A 16700-nucleotide genomic window follows, 5' to 3' on the forward strand; every position below is an offset into this window, starting at 1 on the left:
CCCGATCCCTCCTGTTAACCTGTACGCCCATGGTTTGCAGAGCGCCCACAATGACCCGCCCCTACGGTTTCCAGTTCGACAACAGCTACACCCACCTGCCGGAAGACCTGTTTTCCCGCTGCCCCCTGCAGCCAGTGAAGGCGCCACAGATGGTGTTGCTCAACCGGGATCTGGCCGGGGAACTGGGGCTGGACGACGAGGCACTGGACAGCCCGGCCGGGGCTGCGATTTTGGCAGGTAATGAGCAGATCGACGGCAGCGACCCGATCGCCCAGGCCTACGCGGGCCACCAGTTCGGCAACCTGACCATGCTGGGCGATGGCCGCGCCATTCTGCTCGGTGAGCAGCTCACCCCGGACGGCGCGCGCCGGGACATCCAGCTCAAGGGCGGCGGCCGCACGGTGTTTTCCCGGGGCGGCGATGGCCGCGCGGCACTCGGGCCCATGTTGCGCGAATACATCATCAGCGAGGCCATGCATGGCCTGGGTATTCCCACCACCCGCAGCCTGGCGGTGGTAGCCACCGGTGAGTCGGTATTACGGGAAACCGCCTTGCCCGGCGCCATTCTCACCCGGGTAGCGGCATCGCACCTGCGGGTGGGCACCTTCCAGTACGCCGCCGGCCGACAAAACCCGGCGCTGCTGGAAGCACTGGTGGATTACACCCTGAACCGCCACTACCCGGATCGACAACCCGCCGACAACCCGGCCCTGACCCTGCTGGATGCGGTCATGGACAGCCAGGTGGATCTGATCGTCCACTGGATGCGGGTGGGTTTTATTCACGGCGTACTCAATACCGACAACGTGACCCTCAGTGGCGAGAGCATCGATTACGGTCCCTGTGCTTTCATGGACAGTTTTGACCCGGACACCGTATTCAGCTCCATCGACCACCAGGGCCGCTACGCCTACGGCAATCAGCCCACCATCACCCAGTGGAACCTGAGCCGCTTCGCGGAAACCCTGCTACCGATGATCGACGAGGATGTGGACAGCGCCATCGAAAAAGCCACCGCCATCATCAAGTCTTTCAGCGAACGCTACAGCGAAAAATGGCTGGCAATGATGAAGAAAAAGCTGGGGTTGTTCGGTGATGACCCGGTGGATGAAAAACTGATTACCGATCTGCTTGAATGGATGAAGGTGAACCAGGCGGATTACACCAATACCTTCCGCGATATCACCGGCGAACACTTTCCCGCCGGTGGTTTTTACCAGGATGACGCCTTCATCAATTGGCACCAGCGCTGGCAGGCCCGTCTGGGTCGCAACTCCAAACCCCTCAAGTCGTCCCTGTGCCTGATGCGCAATCACAACCCGGCGGTGATCCCCCGCAACCATCGCGTGGCAGAAGCCTTAACGGCGGCGGAACAGGGTGACCTGGCTGTCACCTCAGCACTGCTGAACGCACTGGCCGACCCCTATGCCGATCGCGACCCGGACGACAGCTATCGACAGCCGCCGGCTCCGGAGGAGCGGGTCTGCCAGACTTTTTGCGGAACCTGATAACCGGCTGACCCAACCATGGATTGCCCCGCCCCGCAAAAGACTCCGCAGGAGCGACGCTATTCGCTGCGGGCCGGTCTGCGGTCTTTGCTACGCACCCATGGCAATACTTGAGTCAGCACTTCAGCTCAGGAAACCGATGAGACATTCACGGCGAAACCACTGCGCTGCCATAGCCATGCCACCCTCAGGGTATGCAGATTGATCAACACCGCCAGAGCCCATTCAAAGCCGTCATCCATGGTGTCGTAGTGCTCGGGCCAGATCACCCCCAGTATCAGCGACGCTATTCCCACCAACAGGGTAAAACCGCATAACCGCAGCAGCAAGTTCCCCGCTGCTGACATCGGACTGTGCCGCAAAGACACGCTCAGCCCCAGCTGGGCCAGAAAGGTGAGGCCGAAAAATCCCACCACGCCGATCCGGCGCAGCAGGTAAGGGGTATCTCCCTCATGGCCAAGGACCACCGTATAGAGCGCCAGGGGCAGCGGCGCCAGCATCCCCAGCCACCACCAGATTTTCGGCTCCACCCGCATGTGGCGCAGCCAGTGACGGTTGGCCCACCAGAACAGCATCATGCAGACGCAGGCCGGCAACATGCCGGCCTTGAAAACGAAATAGGCGGTACCGGAACGGGACGCCCGGGAAATACTGGTGCAGCCCTCGAACCAGGGCAGACACCAGGGCACCAGCTGCTCACTGGCAGACAACAAATAACAGACATGCATAGTCGCCAGCGGCAACAAGGCGGTGGCCCAGGCCAGGGGGGACAAGCGAACCGGCGTCGATGGCATCGTCATGGCGCCAGCGTAGCGCAACACGGCGCACCGTCACACCTTGCCACCCTCAATACAACCCCCAACGCAACGCCTAGCGCAGGATGCACTGAGCCCAGGCGGGCTGTTCCATCAGGACGCCAGCGGTGCACGCCACCAAGTCTCTCCCCCCTGCTCAACAGGCAACTTGTACGACTCACCGGGCAGGTAGACAGGGAAACAATTCCATTACAAAACATCGCAGTAAATGGCTATAAAAACGTTTTCTTAAGAACAGAATAAAACCAGTCATAAAAACACAGTTAGGCAGTGGCAACCTCCCTGCAGTCACCCATCAGCATCGCGATAACGCGCTCTCTGTTCGCTATGCCCTGTGACATCTCAAGCCCCTGACAGGCGGGCTCTTCTTCAGCCATGAAAGAGACACATGGCACATCCGGTTGCCCCGTCGCTGTCACCCATAGGCGGACAATAATGATGAAAAAACAGTACGCATCCATCGCCAGCCTGGCACTGCTTGTTACCGCCTGCGGTGGCGGCGGCAGCTCTGGTAGCGTGTCGCAGACGCCTGGCTCGACCCCGCAATCCCCCACCCCCAATCAGCCCGTGCCACCGCCCGACATGCCGGTGGACTGCCAGCGGAACAGCTGGGTGGCAGGCACCACAGAACTGTGCGACGGCACACTCATTTACCGTGACTATGTCTATGATGACTACGGCGCGGATACCGGCCTGGTGGGCCTGTCGCCCCTGACCGTGATGAATCTGCTGTCACGGGGTGGCGGCGTGTTCAATCCGATTGCCAACACCCCCGGGCTGCTGTCTCCCACTGCGGGCGATCAACGCTACCCTGCCGGCATGGAAAACACCGCTGACCTGGTTTCGCTGGCACTGGCTCTGGATGGCGATGAACTGTCTGTTCGCTTCGAGCTGAATACACTTTATGGCAGTGATGACAGCCTCGCCGTCATCGCCATTGATACTGACAATGACAGCAGTACCGGTGGTGGCGTCTGGCCGGGCCTGGGCATTCGCAGTGACGGCTGGGATGAGATCTATACCTTCGCTGAAGGCGACCCGATCAATAACATTATTGCTGGTCGAATTCCTGCGCCAGAAACCGAACAGTGGCGCATTCAGGCTGTGGTGGCGCAGCACGACGGCACGGTGATGAATGTGGCTTTCCGTGGCCCCGATGAATCCGCCCGTGCGGCTTCTATCCCGGAACAGATTCTTCCAGACGCGGGCAATTTCTGGGAAGACAAACAGTCCCAGGCGCTCGGCAGCGGCGACATTTCCGTTTTCGGGGACGTGGTTTCACGCAGTGATCTGGAAAACCGCATCACCCGCCCTGCGGAGTCCGTCACCGGTTTTCAGCAGCGCGTTTACACCTCCCAATACACGCTTCCTCCCGGTGAAGGGGTCTCGCTGCGGGGCGTCCCCGGCCGCCAGGGTGATACCGGCCTGCCCTGCGACCAGTATTTTCATTACCTGGGGAAATACCAGCCCTACGGTTTTTATGTACCGGAGCAGGACGGCCCCCACGAGCTGCAGCTGGTACTGCACGGCTGCGAAGCCAACCACGCCAGCCAGATCAACCAGAGCAATTTCCAGACCTCTTTCGCCGATGCCAACAACCGCATTCTGGCCGCCCCCCTGGGCCGCGGGCCGCGGGGTTTCTATACCGGGCTCTCGGAGCGTGATGTGCTGGATGTTCGCGCGGACGTGGAAGAACACTACCCGATCGACAGCCGCAAGGTGCTGGTGAGCGGCTACTCCATGGGCGGCTATGGCACGCTGAGAATGGCGGCACTGTATCCACAGGATTACGCTGCCGGTGTGAACTGGGTGGGCTTTACCGGCAGCCTGCTGAACCTGCCATTGGAAAGAACATTGCTCGACTCTTTGACGGATCTCACCGGCATTGAGCTACTGGATGCCCCCTTGTCTGCATTCCAGGAACTGCAGCAGGAGTTCAGCATTGGTGCGGAAGACAACGTGCTGGATTACCTGGGAAATCTGGAGCATATCCCGGTGGCCAATGCCTACAGTGCGGCCGATGAAATCGTGCATGTCACTACGGCTCTGGCACTACAGGAAAAATATGTCGCCGGAAATTCAGACTATGTGTTCTACCTCCATCTACCTGCGGAGCACCTGACCTATATCCTGCTGGATGAATGGCAGAAGATGGCCAATTACAGCGCCAACCGTGTGGCCGTTAGCCGGCCGAGCACGGTCAGTTACTACTACGATCCGGCACAGGCCTACCCGGAATATGCCATTGATCACAATCGCGCTTACTGGGTCAGCAACATCCTCAATCGCTCCACCGAGCCCAGCCAGATTTCACTGCAAAGCGATGGCTGCGGCACACCGCAGATGGATCGCCAGTTCACCTCAGGAGCTGGCACTTACCCGATACCCTGGGTAAGCACGCAACGGACATTGAGCAGCGATTCCTTGCTACCAGGCGGCAACACCCTGACCGGGTCGCTGGAGAACATTCATCACATGACCATTGATGTTACCGATAGCTGCCTTTCAGGCGCCATCAATCTGGACATCGACAGTGACGGCAGCAGCACCCTGGCATTCAGCGATGGCAGAGAGGTAGACCTGGTTCAGGGACGCAACCAGCTGTTCGTGAACCCGCTATAAACGGATGAAACCGAAAGCCCCGGGGACGGGGCTTTCGCCATGCCTGGCATGGCCCGGTTATTGATTCGCTTGCAGTTTATCCAGCGTACGCAATTCGAAGTCGCTGGCGTCATGCCGCTCCCACAGTTGGCTGGAAGGGTCACCCCAGGCCCGGTTGACTTTACGGCCACGTTCCACCGCTGGGCGCTTGCTGATCTGCTCGGTCCAGCGCAGTACATTCTTGTAGGTGTGCGCCTCAATAAATTCCGCCGCTTCATACACCTTGTTGGTGACCAAAGCGCCGTACCAGGGCCAGATGGCCATATCAGCAATGGTGTATTCATCACCGGCGATGTAGTCGTTGTCGGCCAGCTGGCGATCCAGCACATCCAGCTGCCGTTTGATCTCCATGGTGTAGCGATTGATCGGGTATTCGTACTTTTCCGGGGCGTAGGCATAGAAATGACCGAAGCCGCCACCCAGAAGCGGCGCACTGCCCATTTGCCAGAACAGCCAGCTGAGCGCTTCGGTACGTTTGCCTGGGTCCGTGGGCAGAAATTCGCCAAACTTTTCTGCCAGGTAAAGCAGGATATTGCCGGACTCGAACACCCGGCGCGGCGGGGTAACGCTGTGATCCATCAAGGCGGGAATTTTAGAGTTGGGATTCACCTCCACAAAGCCGCTGCCAAACTGGTCGCCATTCTGGATATTGATCAGCCAGGCATCGTATTCCGCATCCTTGTGGCCTTTCTCAAGAAGCTCTTCGAGCATCACCGTGACCTTTACCCCGTTGGGGGTGGCCAGGGAGTAAAGCTGCAGGGGATGCTTGCCCACTTGCAGGGCCTTGTCATGGGTGGGCCCGGCGATAGGGCGATTGATATTGGCAAAGGCGCCGCCATTGGCCTGGTCCCACTTCCAGACACGGGGTGGGGTGTAGGTGGGGTCAGACATAGTTGCTCCCGATCGATGACAGGCATGGCCTGTGCACGTTGAATGTTGCCTCATCATGGCCAGCCCGAGCGCCGGGAACAAGCTGAAAAAAATGAACAAACGCTTCAGTTTAATCGATCGATCGACCCACTCTCATGCTGCTGCACGTCCCACAGGTGCGCATACAAACCGCCCCGGGCCAGCAACTCAACATGGCTGCCCTGCTCCGCCACCTGGCCGTTGTCCAGCACGATGGTGCGATCCGCATCCATGATGGTGGACAGGCGGTGGGCAATCACCAGGGTGGTCTGCTGGTGAGAGATGTCGCTAATTGCCTTGAGGATGATCTTTTCCGAGTGGCTGTCCAGGGATGATGTGGCTTCGTCGAACACCATGATCGGCGGATGCTTGAGCAATGCCCGGGCGATGGACACCCGCTGCTTTTCGCCGCCGGAAAGTTTCAGGCCCCGCTCGCCCACCATGGTGTGTTCTCCCTTGGGCAGGGAAGCGATGAAGTCGGACAGATAGGCCAGACGAATCGCCTCGCGCACCTCCTCGTCGCCGGCATCAATGCGACCGTAGCGGACATTCTCGAAGATGCTGGTGTTGAACAGCACGGTATCCTGGGGCACCACACCAATTTGCTGACGCAGGGAGGTCTGGCTGACCTGGCGAATCGACTGGCCATCGATGGTGATATCGCCACTACTGACGTCATAGAACCGGAACAGCAGCTTGAACAAGGTGGATTTACCCGCCCCGCTGCTGCCCACAATCGCCACCTTCTGTCTGGATGGCACGGTAAAGCTGACGCCACGAATAATGTCCCGGGTATCGCCATAACCGAAGTGCACATCATGAAAGCGGATCTCGCCATCGCCCACGGCCAGTGCGGTAGCGCCTTCGCGATCCACCACACCGGGCTCTACGTCCATCACCGCAAACATGTTTTCAATGTTGGTCATGGCACCCTTCATTTCCCGGTAAACAAAGCCGAGAAAATTCAGCGGCATGAACACCTGCATCATGAAGGCATTGATCAGCACGAAATCACCCAGAGTCATTACCTTGTCGGTAACCTGCACCGCAGCCATTATCATCGCGGCTGTGACAGCGGCAGCAATAATAAAAGACTGACCGGCATTGAGAGCAAACAGTGACAGCCGGTTTTTACCCCGTGCCAGCTCCCAGCGCTCCAGGTTCTCGTCATAGTGACGGGCTTCAAATTCTTCGTTGGTGAAATATTTCACCGTTTCATAGTTAAGCAGGCTGTCGATGGCGCGGGTGCTGCTGGACGATTCCGCCTGATTGGCCTCACGAATAAAGGCCAACCGCCATTCGGTGGCAAAAATGGAGAATCCCACATAGGCCACCACAGCTACCGCCACGATCAGTGCGAACCAGGCATCGTAATTCCACAGCAACAACCCGATCACCATGCCGATTTCCAACAGGGTGGGCAGAATGTTGAACACCATGAAACGCAGCAGAAAGCTGATGCCGTTGGTGCCCCGCTCAATATCACGGGACAGCCCGCCGGTGCGGCGATTGAGATGAAAATCCAGATCCAGGGCATGCAGATGCCGAAATACCTTCAGACCGATTCGTCGCATGGCCCGCTCGGTGACACGACCGAACAGGGTGTCGCGCAGCTCACCGAACAGGACATTGGAGAAACGCACCACCCCATAGGCCAGCAACAGACCCAGCGGCAGGGTAATCAACTCACTGGCGTCGTTGGCATCCAGCCCGTCAACGATGTGCTTGAGAATAAACGGCAACCCCACGCTGGCCAGCTTGGCCAGTACCAGGCAGACCACCGCCAGGGCAATGCGGGTACGGAATTCCAGCAGATAGGGAAACAGGGTTTTCAGCACAGACCAGTCGATGGGCTTGGGGGTAACGTCCTGGCTCATACCGCGCATAAAAAGGCCTGCCTTGAAGAAAAGAGCCCGCAGTATAACAACATGGCGGGCAACCATCGGATGACCGAAAACCTGAGACCCCGATTACCGTTAAAGATACTGAATCGTGGGCCAGCCTTTCTGTAGGAGCTTAGCGTAGCGGAGCAACGGCCGCAGACCGACCCGCAGGGTGAGCGAAGCGAATAACGTCGCTGGTGGCGCGATTGCTGGCTTCGTGCACCCTGGCGGTTGTTACCTTCACGTGGTTCCGGCTCGCGCCGCCAGCGACGCTCCTACAAGCAATGTGAGGCGACCTATGCAGCCATGCATACCGGCTTTCATCGCCGGGACTGCAGCCACACCGCCAGGCCCTGGCTGTTGAGCTGGATATCCAGCCCCAGTACAGCCTCCAGCTGCTCGTCTGACATCTCACAGCCGTGTTCACGGGCGCAGCCAAACAAGTACTCCCTCATGGCCGCCATCAACGCCTTTTCCAGCGCATCACCGTCGGCGGTTGCCGCCACGGTTTCCGCCAGCGCCACATAGTCGTCCACCATGGTCTGCAAGCGCTCGCCCAGCGGTTGCGGGTTTTCCACCATGCTGTAATGGGTGAGATAAATACGCTGGGGTTGCAGCGCCAGCAGCTTGCGGATGGAGGCCTTCAATGCCGGCGGATCAAACTGCACCGGAGTGGTGGTCGGGCAGATAAAGGGCCCCTTGGCGGTGGTCAGCGGCGGATAGGACAAGCCAAAGGTGTCGCCGGTGAAAATCCCACGGGACCTGGGGTCATACACGCAAAAATGATGGCGGGCATGGCCGGGGGTATCAATGAAAACCAGCTTGCGATCGCCCACGGTGGCCTCATCGCCGTCGTCCATGGTGCGCACCCGGCGCTCATCCACGGGAATGATATCGCCGTAGATCTCGGCAAACTGGGCCTCACCGTATACCGCTGTGGCACCGGCCTTGAGCTTTGCCGGATCAATCATGTGGCGGGCGCCGCGGGGATGTACCAGCAGGGTCGCCGCTGGCAGCGCCTGCATCAGGCCACCGACGCCACCGGCGTGATCCAGATGCACATGCGTCGGAATCACGTATTTCACCTTTGCCAGATCAATCTTGCGCTCTTTGAGCAGCGCAAGAATGGTCGGCACGGTGTTGTGGGTACCGGTTTCGATAATGGCGTATTCATCACCGCCGCCCAGCAGATAACAGGCCGCCAGCCCTTCGTGCACCATGCCCGTATCGATACGGGTAATTTGCTGGCCGAGGTCGTCAAAAGTCTGGAACGTCATGCGTGGCTCCTGAGGTCGCTGAGTCCAACGACTATAGGCCACGCAACCGGGGGCAGCCACCCGACCTTTGGTCAGACAGCCTGCCGTTTCAAGCGGGGACACGCTCCCTCTTTGAGTGCTGATTGGAGACAGGCAAGCAGCACCTGACGTTGCTGGTGGCAGCGGGAAACGCCGGGCTTCACGTCATCTTGCCCTGCCACTGACCACACTGGGCTTTTATGCGTGGAAAAGGGCTGCCCCATGACCGGAATGACTGCACTACTGATTTACATCGTCTGGACACTGATTCTGGCACTGAGCTACGCCACTTATCGGCTGCCGCTGGTGCTCACCGGCAAGAAGGCCGCGAATCATTGGGAGCGAGGCAAGGCGGTTGATGACCCGGCCATCCTGGTTCGTGCCAAGGCGGCACATCTCAATTGCCTGGAGAACCTGCCGCTGTTTGCGGCCCTGGTGTTGGTGGCAGCGGCCACCGGCCAGAGCGATACAGTCAACGCACTAGCAGGTTTTATTGTGGCGGCACGCATCGGACAAAGCCTGGTGCATCTGATCGGCACAAGCTTCCCGCTGGTATTCATTCGCGCCAGCCTGTTCCTGGCCCAGGTGGCCCTGATGCTGTATCTGGCCTTCGCCTTGATGTAACCCCTTCAATCGGGGACACGCACAAATCGACTCAATCCATGCGTGTCCCTGATTGCTGTGTTCTTCCCTGCAAACAAAAACAGCGGCTCAGGCCGCTGTTTTTGTATCAGCACAACGTGCGTCGAACTTAGTCGGCGTTGCCGGCAAGAAAGGCATCCAGCAACAAGGCGCTGTTGGCCTGCACGGCAGTGGTAATTACCAGGCCCGGATTTTCGATGCGGAATTTCGGGTTGTGATTGAGTGGCGGCAGTTCGCCGGTGCTCATGTACTTCTTCATCACATCCGGGGCGCCGCCCCCCACTTCCACAAACAGTGTCTCGGCATCGTCAATGCCAGCTACCAGCATGGGGAAATCCTCGGAACCCATCACCGGCGGAATGCCGGGCATGATCCGTTTTTTCCCCAGAGCCCCTACCAGGGTGGCATTGGCTTTCTCCGCCAGGGCCGGTTCGTTGATCACCGGTTCTGCATATCCCAGCATGGTGATGGTGGGCTTCCGCTCCTCCGGCACACCCGCTGCCACGGCAATGCCCTGAGTTTCCCGCTCGATGGCATCCAGCATGGTCTGACGCACGCCTTTGTCGAACCAGCGCAGGTTCAGCTTCAAGGTGCCGGTTTCCGGAATCACGTTATGGGTTTCACCCACCTGCATGGCGCCCACCGTCAGCACTGCCGGATCCTGGGCCGGGATATTGCGGCTGACAATGGTCTGGTAGGCCATCACCGCCCGCGCTCCCATGACCACCGGATCAATGGTGCCTTCCGGGCGAGAGCCGTGGCCACCGATACCGGTAAGATGTACATCCAGCTGATCACTACCGGCCATGCGACGGCCCGCTTTCACCGCCACCGTGCCCGCCGGCCACACCGGGTACACGTGGGCGGAAATCAGCAGGGAGGGCTTGGGCACCTTGTCATAGAGGCCGTCATCCACCATGGCCTGAGCGCCGGCGATCAGCTCTTCCGCCGGCTGGCCCACCAGCACCAGAGTGCCGGACCAGGCATCGCGGGTTTCCATCATCACCTTGGCGATGCCCAGTAACCAGGCGGTATGGGAATCGTGGCCACAGGCATGGGACACATAGCGGGTGCTGCCGTCATCCAGCTCCACCTGCTTCTTGCTGGCATAGGACAGGCCGCTCTCCTCTTTCACCGGCAAGGCATCCATGTCACTGCGGAACATGATCACCGGGCCATCACCGTTTTTCAGCACCGCCGCCAGGCCGGTTTCCGCAATGCCGGTATGCACCTGGTAACCCAGTTTCTTCAGACGCTTGGCCACCAGCGCAGAGGTATCGTGCAGGTCGAAGGCCAGCTCCGGGTTGGCGTGCAACTGACGGAACACCTTTTCCAGTTCCGGCTGCTGGTCTGCAGCCAGCTTGCCTACCTTTTCGCTCAGCGACGTGGGAATAGCGGCCTGTGCCAGGCCGCAGGCCATCACTGCGCCAGCCAGAAGGCTGCTGCGCAGCCCATTGATGAATGACATGTGCCCTCCCGTTATTTTTTTGGAATTAAGTTCCATTAATTGATCACAGGATGGGAGAACGGGTCAAGCACAGACTCCTCAGGCCTGTTCATGGCTGTTCGCTTTGCCAACAAAGTTGCAATGGTGTGGCTGGATCGCTTGGCGCAATCAATGGGCTGCAGCCCCTGTCGCGATCAGCCCAGTAGCGGGGCCGGTAACTGCATTGGCAACGGCCTGGCATCCTGGATCGGCCCATGAAAATACATGGACCCCAGATCCGCCAGGGAACCTACGCACAACATACATTCACCTGCGGCTGGCGCAGAACTTTCCACATAACGCACCCGGTGGCTCGCCTGCCCCCGGTTGCTGGAATACTGCAGCCTCCGATTGGCACGCTTTGTTTCTTTATCGTCCGGCTTCATCGTCAATTAATCCACGTAAGCGCGACATCTGTGTCGCCCTGGTTCCAGAAAAGCCACAAGATCACCCACTACCGCCTCTGGCCTGTGGATAGCCAAACTTATCTTCCACTCACAGTCCAGTCGGTGCCACGCACAATGTTTGCTGACAAGGGAGCGCAACGCGCTCAGTGGCCAATCTGGCGCTTGCGCCATTCCCTGGGAGACAGGCCCGTCCACGCCTTGAAGGCGCGGGTGAAATTGGCAGGGTCGCCATAGCCAAGCGCCTCACCAATGCGGCCGATTTCCAAGTCAGGGTCGGCCAGCATCTGACAGCTGTCCCGGCGCCGAGCGGCTTCCAGCAGCTGCTGATAACTGTAGCCCTGTTCCTGCAGGCGCCGCCGCAGGGTGCGGGGCGTCAGGTGCAGGCTATCGGCCAGAGCCTCCGGAGATGGGTACCCGTCAGCGCCCAGTACCAGAGCGGCACGAGCACGGCGCAAGGTGTCATCGGCGTCATCCACCAGCGCACTTTCCCGTTCACACTGGGCCAGCGCCAGAGTAAGGGCCTCCGGGTTGGCGGTGGGTAGGGGCTGATCCAGCAACGCGATATCTCCCGCCAGGGAAATACCGGCCTGCGGCATCCCGAAACGCACTGTCGGCAGCCGACTTCGCCAGCGATCAAACCCCGACGGCTCCTCGCCATACAGCCAGATTTGCCGTTGCTCGGGCAGCTGCGGTATCAGAAACTCTATGCCGCGATACATGCTGGTCAGCATGGAGCTCATCAGCATGTCGCGCAGGGCATCCGGGGCGGAAAGCTCCAGCACCAACTCCATGAACAGGCGATCCTCGCTCTCGCTCACCATCAACTGCGCCCCGCGCCCGCGCAGATGCCAGAAGCGCTCCAGAATGGCGATGGCCTCCCGAGGAGTACCGGCACACATCAGCGCATACCCCAGGTTGCCATGGGCGGTGAGGGGCATGCGGTCGCCGGAGGCAAATCCCAGACTGCCATTACCACTGAGTGATAGTGCCGCCGCCCCCAGCTTCCAGGTATCGTGCAACGACAACCGCCCGGCCGGATCGTCGATCTGGCCGGGAGTAATACCGGCAACCTGCAACAACTGCTCCCGCGAGGCGCCACTGTCTATCGCCGCCTCCATAAAGGCACGTGGATAGGTAGCGGCCTGATTGCGTTGTCGTACCCAGGCCGGAAACGATGCCAGTTGTTGTGTGGTTGCTGTCAGAAGTCCGCTGTGCGGCATTTGGCCACCGATGACAAGTACAATGTCCGTGTAGAATCTCACGCCCCCTGCCCGTTCACCAGTACCGTATGAGCCATATTGAACAAATACCTCAACGAGGAGTTCTGACATGAATGCTGTGGTCCCTGTTCGCTCGGGCAAGGCAAAGGCTCGCAAAGGCCTCAACGGCTCCCTGCGCACCCTGGCCGGCAAAAGCCCCAAGGACATGATTCCCAAGGTTCGCCGTCCCCAGTTCGCCTTCAGCGAGGCGCAAGACATACCGCGCTACTGGTGGGACAACGATCCGGTGAAAACCCTGCTGCTGGCTGCCATGTCCGCCAGTTTCCCGCCCGGTGAGCGCTTTTTCATTGATTCGGTGCGTCACTACCAGGATCAGATTACCGACCCGGAACTGAAGAAAGCCATCAAGGGCTTTATCGGCCAGGAAGCGCACCACTCCCGCGAGCATGAATTGATGAACGGCTTCCTGCAGGAACGCGGCGTGGATCTGGCACGGCTGGAGCAGGAAATCCTGGGTTTCATGAATCTGCTGCGCAAACATCTGAGCCCGGAACGTCAACTCGCCCACACCGTCGCGGTGGAACATTTCACTGCGTTGATGGCTGAAGAATTCCTGCTCAAGTACGACGCTCTGGAACAGATGGATCCACGCATTGCCCCTGTCTGGGCCTGGCATGCCATCGAGGAATCCGAGCACAAGGCGGTGGCCTTTGACGTTTACAAAGCCATAGGCGGCAGCGAATTCACCCGCGTCACCGAAATGATGATCGTCAGCGTCCTGTTCCCGGTATTCTCTGCCGTGCACCTGGTGCAACTGATGAAAGAAGACGGCCAGCTGGGCAACATGAAATCCTGGCTCGGCGCCGTGAACTACATGTGGGGCCGCCCCGGGGTGTTCCGCAAGCTGCTGCCCTCCTACTTCAAGTTCTACAGCCCCAACTTCCACCCGTGGGATCACGACGCCCGCGGCCTGGTGGAGAAAGCGAAAAAGAAATGGCTGGGCGACTGGGGCTGATTATTCAGCAAGCGAAAACAGAAAGCCCCGCTCAAGCGGGGCTTTCTGTTTCAGGGGGAGCAAGCATACGATGCCTCTGTGTTTTCTATTTCTCCCTCTAGAAACAGGCCGAGCTAGGCGGGTAATGCGCTCTCGGTAAACCACTGCAGGATGGCCTCGCGCTGGCTCTCACTGTGCGGATGGGCCAGCAACCCCTCCACCAGAAAGGTACCCACTGTCGCCAGCATGGCCGCGCGTTCCCTGGCGACGCCATCCGCTTGCAGGGTATGGATCACAGCCGCCTCCACAAAGCGGTGAAACTGGTCATGCCATTCCCGGATCACCTCGGACTGTTCCAACCGGGCATGCACCGTGGCCACCAACTCGCGACTCTGCTCGAACTCCCGCAACGCCCAAGCCATCTTCTCCTTCAAGGGTTTGTCCACGATGGTCGGCAGGCGGACCAGGGTCTGTGACATCTGCCGGTTGAGCACACCCACCAACAGTTCGTCCTTACTGGCGTAGTACCAGTACAGGGTATTCGGGGCGACTCCCAGCTCCCGGGCAATCCGGTTCATGGATGTGCCATCGTAGCCCAGTGAGAGGAATAGCCGGGATGCTGTGCTCTCCAGCTCATCCTGCTTTACCTTCAAATCAATATCGCGCTTGTTCTTGGCCAAGGGGCCCTCTCCCATAGTCTTCCCGGTCATCTTGTATGGTATTCAAGAATGCTACGCTTTGCTCTTGAATGACATACAAGAAAACCGGAGCCCGACAATGGATACCCTGCGGCACAGCCCCCAAGACCTGACCTGTGACAGCCAGCGAACCGGGTTTGACTCCGGCGGAACCTGGTGTGCAGCCACCCTGCACCGGCCAGCGAAGGCCTCAGCAGAAACACTGCCGGCTATCCTCATGCTGCACGGCTGGGGCGGAATACAGGATGCGTTAACGGTGTCCTACTACGAGGAATTTACCCGGGCGGGCTATGTGGTCATGACTTTTGATTATCGCGGCTGGGGCGACAGTGCCGGCCTGCCGCGACATGTGATTTCCGCCCGCCAGCGGGTGGCCGATGGCGATGCCGCCCTGGCCTTCCTGAAAAGCCAGCCAGGCATCGACCCACGTCGCATCGTGCTGTGGGGCTCATCCTTTGGTGGGGGCCATGCGGTGGAACTGGCCGCCGAGCACCCTGAATTGGCCGGGGCAATTGCCCAGGTCCCCATGCTGGATGGCATGGCCGCAGTACGCGCTGTCCCCCTGCCACGGCTGTTGCGCTTTGGGATCTACGCCATGGCAGACCTGCTTAAGCCGGGCCAGCCGATCTACCTGCCCGTGGTCAGCAAACCCGGAGCGTTTTCCTCCATGGATCGGGACGATGCCGGCAAAGCCCTGCAACTGGCCGAAATCAGCATCGGTCGTCGTTACGACAACCGCGTAGCAGCCCGCTCCATGATGACCATGGGCCCCTACCGTCCTTTCAAGCGCCTCAAGGACATCCGCATCCCGACTCTGCTGCTCGGTGCCAGCCAGGATTCCGTCGCCCCCTTTACGGAAAGTACCCTTCGCAAGGTAAACAACCCCAACCTGACCATCACCAGCATTGAAGCCAATCACTTCGAACCCTATTTCGAACCGGCATTCAGCGGCGTGATACGCCAGCAACTGATGTTTCTGGAAGGACTGGACGGCTTTGCGCAGGAGGCAGATCAAAGGCAGAGTGCCTGACAGTGAAACGTTGAGCCGCTGACGCCACTCTCGTGGCGTCATACCCGTCTAGGTCGATCTGCACGCTTGCCGGCTCTTTGTTTTCCCTTTTTATATGTCCTGACTGCCTCGTTGTTTCTCCACTTTCATCCGTGCCGACGCAATGTTCATCAAACGCCGGAACTGTACGCATTCAAGGTGACTGGGCGCCGGGCATTTTGCCGCATGGCGGAGGCCGTCACGCATGGCAGACAGTTTGCGGATGGTGTCATCCAGCGCATCGGCTTTTGCCGACAAGGCATGCCGGTCGATGCTGGGCTCGCCGCCGGCATCGAACATTTCGCCAATTTCATCCAGCGTGAATCCCGCTGCCCGCCCCAGGGCGATCAAAGCCAGCTGATCCAGCACTCGCGGGGCAAATATCCGCTTTAGCCCTCTGCGACCGGTGGAGAGGATCAGCCCTTTCTCTTCGTAATATCGCAGCGTCGACGCCGGCACGCCGGACCGGCGCACCACTTCGGTAATATCCAACACGACCTTGACCTCAAGCCAGCTTCAAGTTGCAGATTATCATCAAAGTCATCTTGAGGAAGCCCCATGGATAACGTCACTGAGTTCCTGAGCAGCATCATTGTCATCGGGATTTGCGCCACCCTGGTCATGGACGCCTGGAGCTGGCTACGCCAGCCCATACTGGGAGTCGCTCCACCCAACTACGCCATGGTTGGCCGCTGGTTGCTGCATATGCGCCACGGGCAATTCCGCCACACCGCCATTGCCACCTCACCCGCCATGCCCGGTGAAAAGGCCACGGGCTGGCTGGCCCATTATCTTACCGGCCTGGCCTTCGCGGGGATTCTGCTGGGTATAGGAGGGCAAAGCTGGATCGACCAGCCCACCCTGGTGCCGGCATTGCTGGTTGGCATCGGCACTGTTGCCGCGCCGTTTCTGTTGATGCAGCCAGGCATGGGAGCCGGCATTGCGGCCTCCCGCATGCCGACGCCCAACGCTGCCCGCCTGCAAAGTCTGCTGACCCATACCGTATTTGGCCTGGGCCTGTATCTGGGTGGCTGGGTGTCACAGGGGATACTGGGTTGATGATCACGCTGAACATGGCACCCGGCGATAGTAACCATTGGCCTGTGCAGCCATGTATCCTGTACCAACCTCTGC

General features: G+C 59.5%; 14 protein-coding genes. 6 read left to right on the top strand and 8 right to left on the bottom strand.

What is annotated here, in order from left to right; all coding sequences use genetic code 11:
- Nucleotides 1–50 precede the first annotated feature (50 nt).
- Nucleotides 51–1508, top strand: coding sequence for a protein adenylyltransferase SelO (locus T9A_RS04520; protein WP_035245422.1), 1458 nt, complete (start codon nucleotides 51–53; stop codon nucleotides 1506–1508).
- A 128-nt stretch (nucleotides 1509–1636) separates the two neighbouring features.
- Here the strand turns inward: T9A_RS04520 and T9A_RS04525 are convergent, their stop codons facing one another.
- The gene (locus T9A_RS04525; RefSeq protein ID WP_198030611.1) at nucleotides 1637–2329 is read right to left on the bottom strand and encodes a hypothetical protein; all 693 of its coding nucleotides are present in this window, start codon (nucleotides 2327–2329) and stop codon (nucleotides 1637–1639) included.
- Nucleotides 2330–2758: 429 nt separating this feature from the next.
- Between T9A_RS04525 and T9A_RS04535 the strand changes: the two genes are divergently transcribed.
- Nucleotides 2759–4945: an alpha/beta hydrolase gene (locus T9A_RS04535; protein ID WP_035245427.1), complete on the top strand. Its 2187-nt coding sequence runs from the start codon at nucleotides 2759–2761 to the stop codon at nucleotides 4943–4945.
- Nucleotides 4946–5002: 57 nt separating this feature from the next.
- On the opposite strand, the gene yghU is transcribed toward T9A_RS04535, so the two are convergent.
- From yghU to T9A_RS04550, 3 genes are all read right to left on the bottom strand, one after another.
- Entirely contained in the window at nucleotides 5003–5875 is an 873-nt protein-coding gene (gene yghU / locus T9A_RS04540; RefSeq protein WP_035245429.1) for a glutathione-dependent disulfide-bond oxidoreductase, read from the bottom strand.
- A gap of 104 nt (nucleotides 5876–5979) precedes the next feature.
- Nucleotides 5980–7779, bottom strand: a complete 1800-nt coding sequence (locus tag T9A_RS04545) for an ABCB family ABC transporter ATP-binding protein/permease (RefSeq protein ID WP_035245430.1) — start codon at nucleotides 7777–7779, stop codon at nucleotides 5980–5982.
- A gap of 317 nt (nucleotides 7780–8096) precedes the next feature.
- Nucleotides 8097–9053: an MBL fold metallo-hydrolase gene (locus T9A_RS04550; RefSeq protein WP_035245432.1), complete on the bottom strand. Its 957-nt coding sequence runs from the start codon at nucleotides 9051–9053 to the stop codon at nucleotides 8097–8099.
- Between the two features lie 240 nt (nucleotides 9054–9293).
- On the opposite strand from T9A_RS04550, the gene T9A_RS04555 reads away from it, so the two are divergent.
- Complete coding sequence (locus tag T9A_RS04555; RefSeq protein ID WP_035245434.1) at nucleotides 9294–9695, top strand: MAPEG family protein; 402 nt, start codon at nucleotides 9294–9296, stop codon at nucleotides 9693–9695.
- A 127-nt stretch (nucleotides 9696–9822) separates the two neighbouring features.
- Here T9A_RS04555 and T9A_RS04560 read toward each other — a convergent pair whose 3' ends face one another.
- Together T9A_RS04560 and T9A_RS04565 are read right to left on the bottom strand one after the other, a co-directional pair.
- Entirely contained in the window at nucleotides 9823–11181 is a 1359-nt protein-coding gene (locus T9A_RS04560; RefSeq protein WP_035245436.1) for an amidohydrolase, read from the bottom strand.
- 568 nt (nucleotides 11182–11749) lie between these two features.
- The gene (locus T9A_RS04565) at nucleotides 11750–12826 is read right to left on the bottom strand and encodes an AraC family transcriptional regulator (RefSeq protein ID WP_035245439.1); all 1077 of its coding nucleotides are present in this window, start codon (nucleotides 12824–12826) and stop codon (nucleotides 11750–11752) included.
- A 109-nt stretch (nucleotides 12827–12935) separates the two neighbouring features.
- Here T9A_RS04565 and T9A_RS04570 point away from each other — a divergent pair, with 109 nt between their 5' ends.
- Nucleotides 12936–13841, top strand: coding sequence for a metal-dependent hydrolase (locus T9A_RS04570; protein ID WP_084573393.1), 906 nt, complete (start codon nucleotides 12936–12938; stop codon nucleotides 13839–13841).
- Between the two features lie 113 nt (nucleotides 13842–13954).
- Here the strand turns inward: T9A_RS04570 and T9A_RS04575 are convergent, their stop codons facing one another.
- On the bottom strand, nucleotides 13955–14500 hold the full coding sequence (locus tag T9A_RS04575; RefSeq protein WP_035245563.1) for a TetR/AcrR family transcriptional regulator: 546 nt from the start codon (nucleotides 14498–14500) through the stop codon (nucleotides 13955–13957).
- Nucleotides 14501–14597: 97 nt separating this feature from the next.
- Between T9A_RS04575 and T9A_RS04580 the strand changes: the two genes are divergently transcribed.
- Complete coding sequence (locus tag T9A_RS04580) at nucleotides 14598–15548, top strand: alpha/beta hydrolase (RefSeq protein WP_035245441.1); 951 nt, start codon at nucleotides 14598–14600, stop codon at nucleotides 15546–15548.
- A gap of 90 nt (nucleotides 15549–15638) precedes the next feature.
- Here the strand turns inward: T9A_RS04580 and T9A_RS04585 are convergent, their stop codons facing one another.
- Nucleotides 15639–16061, bottom strand: coding sequence for a helix-turn-helix domain-containing protein (locus T9A_RS04585; protein ID WP_035245442.1), 423 nt, complete (start codon nucleotides 16059–16061; stop codon nucleotides 15639–15641).
- A 63-nt stretch (nucleotides 16062–16124) separates the two neighbouring features.
- Between T9A_RS04585 and T9A_RS04590 the strand changes: the two genes are divergently transcribed.
- Complete coding sequence (locus tag T9A_RS04590; protein WP_035245445.1) at nucleotides 16125–16625, top strand: DUF2938 domain-containing protein; 501 nt, start codon at nucleotides 16125–16127, stop codon at nucleotides 16623–16625.
- Nucleotides 16626–16700 lie beyond the last annotated feature (75 nt).

Origin of the sequence: Alcanivorax jadensis T9, assembly GCF_000756655.1 — a bacterium.
Lineage (GTDB): Bacteria > Pseudomonadota > Gammaproteobacteria > Pseudomonadales > Alcanivoracaceae > Alcanivorax > Alcanivorax jadensis.